Here is a 1,558-nt window from a genome sequence, read left to right as displayed (position 1 = left end):
GCGGGGGCCGCGCCGCCGCGCGCCGCGCTGCCCGGCGTCCCGGGGACGAGGATGGCCTCGTCCCCGCGGCCGCCCGGCAGCAGGCCGAGCCCGCGCATGAGCAGCACGCCGCCGAGGATCACTGCGGCGGTTCCGGCGACGAGGGCGGCGGCCCACAGCAGGTTCCTGCGGGGGTTCGTCGCCGCGGCGTGCGCGGCGGCCTTGCGGTAGCCGCGGCGTTCGGGGATGTCGGGGTTCGGTTCGGGCACGTGCCTACTGTACCGCGCGTCGCGTGTCTTGGCGCGCGTCTCCCGCGCGTCTGCCTACCGCACTTCGGCGCCGACGTCGATCACGCCGGTGTCGAGCAGCTCCACCAACACGTCGACCGCCTCAGGGTCCCACTGGGCGCCCCGCCCCCGCAGCAGGCACGTGCGCGCCTCGCCGACCGACATCGCGGCACGGTACGGCCGGTCGGTCGTCATCGCGTCGAACGAGTCCGCCACGGCGATGACCCGCGCCGCGCGCGGGATGTCGTCGCCTGCCAGGCCGTCGGGGTAGCCGCTCCCGTCCCACCGTTCGTGGTGGTGGCGCACCATCGGCACCACGTCGGACAGGAACGAGACGCTCTCGATGATGCCGGCACTGCCGACGACATGCTTCTTGATGACCTCGAACTCGTCGTCGGTCAGGCCGGCGGGCTTGAGGAGGAGCTGGTCCGGGACCCCGATCTTGCCGACGTCGTGCAGCAGCCCCGCCTGCTCGAACAACAGCACCTGGTCGCGCATGCCGAGCCGGTAGCCGATGGCGCACGCGTAGTCGGCCACGTGCATCGAGTGCAGCGCGGTGTAGTGGTCGCGCGCGTCGACCGCGGCCGTGAGCGCCTGCAGCACGCCGAGCCGGTGCTCGCCGAGTTCGGTCAGCGAGTCGGCCAGCCTGCCGTCGAGCCTCGCCACGATGCGCCGCTCACGCTCCACGCGGGCTGCTTGGCTCGTCGCGTACATGCTGTACATCATGTAGACGACCATGGGGAGGAAGAGCAGTTGCGCGTAGTCCTCGTACAGGTCCTGAGGTCCGATGCTGAACTGCTGGCCTGCATGGTTGGCGCTCACGATGACCATCAGCACCGCCGCCGCGCCGAGGTAGAGCCCCGGCGCGGTGGCACCGCGTTCGCGGCGCGCGATCGCGGCGATCGCGAACACGATGGCGGCGGCGAATCCGCCGGTCGCGATCAGGTCGAATGCCCCCGGGATCACAGCCCGCCCTTTCCGATCCGATAGCGCGAGAGCTCGAACGCGACGCGCGCGAGGCACACGCCGGCGACGGCGAACGAGGCGTGCTCGAGCACGTTGAGCGCCTCCGGCAGCACGAAGCCCTCGGCGATCGTCGCGACATACGCGACCAGCGTGGCGGCCACCATCGCCGCGAGCCAGCGCTTCCCGGGCAGGTCGATGCCCCGGTATGCGCGCACCATCAGCGGGAGCAACGCGACCGCGAGTACGAGGATGATGAGCTCGCTCTGCTGGATCTGCGGGGGGATCATGCGGGGTTGCTCACCCGCGCGCCGCGTCGAGGATCGCGC

The 1,558-nt window shown here is 71.9% G+C and carries 3 protein-coding genes; all 3 read right to left on the bottom strand.

The window, feature by feature from the left end; genetic code table 11:
- Positions 1–248 (bottom strand): hypothetical protein (locus FDZ70_10465; GenBank protein ID TLM66472.1); only part of this gene is annotated, 248 nt, incomplete at its 3' end.
- A gap of 54 nt (positions 249–302) precedes the next feature.
- The gene (locus tag FDZ70_10460; GenBank protein TLM66471.1) at positions 303–1,232 is read right to left on the bottom strand and encodes an HD-GYP domain-containing protein; all 930 of its coding nucleotides are present in this window, start codon (positions 1,230–1,232) and stop codon (positions 303–305) included.
- On the bottom strand, positions 1,229–1,519 hold the full coding sequence (locus tag FDZ70_10455; protein TLM66470.1) for a hypothetical protein: 291 nt from the start codon (positions 1,517–1,519) through the stop codon (positions 1,229–1,231). Before FDZ70_10455 ends, FDZ70_10460 begins: the two co-directional genes overlap by 4 nt.
- Positions 1,520–1,558: the final 39 nt, after the last annotated feature.

This window comes from Actinomycetota bacterium (assembly GCA_005774595.1).
GTDB lineage: Bacteria > Actinomycetota > Coriobacteriia > Anaerosomatales > D1FN1-002 > D1FN1-002.
Note: the sequence above shows the minus strand (reverse complement) of the source record. Positions and strands in the feature narration are given on the sequence as shown.